Origin of the sequence: Pricia sp., from assembly GCF_041745955.1 — a bacterium.
Taxonomy (GTDB): domain Bacteria; phylum Bacteroidota; class Bacteroidia; order Flavobacteriales; family Flavobacteriaceae; genus Pricia.
Genome location: NZ_JBGTHY010000311.1, coordinates 1 through 2,197, shown reverse-complemented (window position 1 = coordinate 2,197; position 2,197 = coordinate 1). Strand labels below are relative to the sequence as shown.

The following is a 2,197-nucleotide window of genomic DNA, read 5'->3' as shown; positions in this document are numbered from 1 at the left end:
ACCATAAGATCGCCATAAAAACCGACCAATCTTCGGATGCTTTTATCTTGATCCGTAAAAATCTGACTGGTAGCGTTGACATTATAAAAATCGGGAACTACAAAATCTACGCCCCTTGCCGTAACAAGATCGAACTTCCGTTGAAAAACATCGTTGCCCAATCGAAGCGTGGTGTTCAGGTCATCGTTCCACTGTTTCTTTAAAGTGAGATAAAAATTCGACGTGATATCCTTACTATTGATACGGGTCTCATCAATACTACCCGTAGAGCTCAACGGGACTTCACCATCGATACCTTTGGGCCCCGGGGTAATGGTAGTTCTTGAATCGCTGTAATAATCGGTACCCAACCGATACGATAAGGTCAGCCAATCTGTAGGGCTATAGTTGAAGTTCAAATTACCGATCATACGGTTAACATCATCCTCGAACGTACTAAAACGGGCATCGTATATCGGGTTGGTGTTGCCGTAGGTCTTCATCGTACCATCGGGATTGATATAATCCCTTACATCCTGTGTTTCCGCCCAATACATCATCCGTTCCATAAACCGGTCATGCGGCACTCGGTTTCCCCCGGAATTAGAGTAATTTATAGATCCGCTAAAATCGAATTTTTCACTGACCTTTACCGTTCCGGAGAGTTTTGCGGTCGTTCGCGCCCAATCACTGAAGGGAATGATTCCCTTTTGGTCGAAACGACCAAACGAACCATAAAAAGTAGCATTTTCACCTCCGCCCGAAACACTGAGGCTATGGTCGGTCTGAACCCCGGTGTTGAACGCACGGTTCCAGTTGTCCTGATATTTGTGCCCCGGTACGGTCTGTGCCACCTCCGAAATGCGGGCGCCCCAAGACGGCCAGAAACTGGTTGGGTCATATTCGCCGCTGAAGCCCTGTCCGTATTCCTTCTGAAGCTTTGGCAGACTGTTCAGTTCCTCAAAGCCTACAGAAGTATTGAGATTGATACTGACCTTGCCGCTTTTTCCCCTTTTTGTAGTGATGATCACTGCACCATTTGCAGCCCTTACCCCATAAAGGGCAGTCGCAGCGGCACCTTTTAGTACGGACATGGATTCAACGTCGGCCGGATTGATATCCGCAGCCCTGTTGGTCAGGCCGCGGGCCGTATCGTTCGGACCCGATTCAATGGTCGAGTTATCTATCGGTACCCCGTCGACTACGAACAAGGGTTGGTTATCGGCAGATGGGTCCAACGAATTTATCCCCCGAATAATTATTCGTGAACTCTGGCCGGGTGCCCCGCCAGAATTCGTAATCTGTACACCGGCGACTTGACCTTGCAAGGCACTGACCAAATTGGTCTGTTTGGTTTTAGTAATGGCGTCGGCATCAATATTCTGTGCCGCATAGCCTAGGGATTTTTTCTCCTGTGAAATACCGAATGCGGTAACAATAACCTCATCTAGCTGTTCGGAATCTTCCTGTAGCATTACATTGATCGAATTGCTCGACCCAACCGTAACTTCTTTGGACAGCATGCCGATGTAGGAAAATTGCAGTACATCGCCGGAGCTCGCCACTATGGAGTAATTGCCGTCAAAATCGGTAGTCGTTCCTCTATTTGTCCCGCCAACAATAATGGTTACCCCTGGCAGGGGAGCATCGGTCGCATCGGTAACATTTCCGGTAATCGTCTGCCCAAAAGCGTTGTAGGCACTCAAAAGGACAAACAGTAGTAATGTAATAAACTTCATAGCTTGTAGAGTTAGTTAGCACTTAAAAGTAAGAAATAAATCCAATATCCAAAATTTACTTAAAAGGTATACCGTATGAAATTAAATGGGATTCGTGACAATACCCTAATTCCATGTGGGTTAGATTAGAAAAGGTCTAATTTGTAGGATTTCCTATTAATAACATTTTGATAAATTTTAAAAGTAATAATTATCGTAATTGTAAAATAAATCGTACTTTGATAAAGTTAAATGGATTAGAGAACCTTAAAATACTATATCATGAAAAAGTTACTTAAATCGGCTCTTGCCCTAGCGCTATTGATCTCTGCGACCGCGTTTATTTCATCGAAACCTCAGGCCGCAACCTCTTTGGAAGGTACTTGGGAACTTATCAACCGCTATAATTGGGAAGATGGTGGCGTGTCGGATACCTTGCCGAATACCAATGGATATAGGCAAATCAAGATCTACAGCAAAGGTAAGGTCATGTGGACCCG

The 2,197-nt window shown here is 45.1% G+C and carries 1 protein-coding gene and 1 pseudogene; one reads left to right on the top strand and one right to left on the bottom strand.

The annotated features are described in order from the left end of the window. Positions 1-1,718, bottom strand: a 1,718-nt coding sequence (locus tag ACEW8S_RS11335) for a SusC/RagA family TonB-linked outer membrane protein (RefSeq protein ID WP_373518265.1), incomplete at its 3' end; no start/stop codon positions are given. Between the two features lie 261 nt (positions 1,719-1,979). Here ACEW8S_RS11335 and ACEW8S_RS11330 point away from each other — a divergent pair. After that, positions 1,980-2,197 (top strand): annotated as a pseudogene (locus ACEW8S_RS11330) (hypothetical protein); the annotation flags it as partial.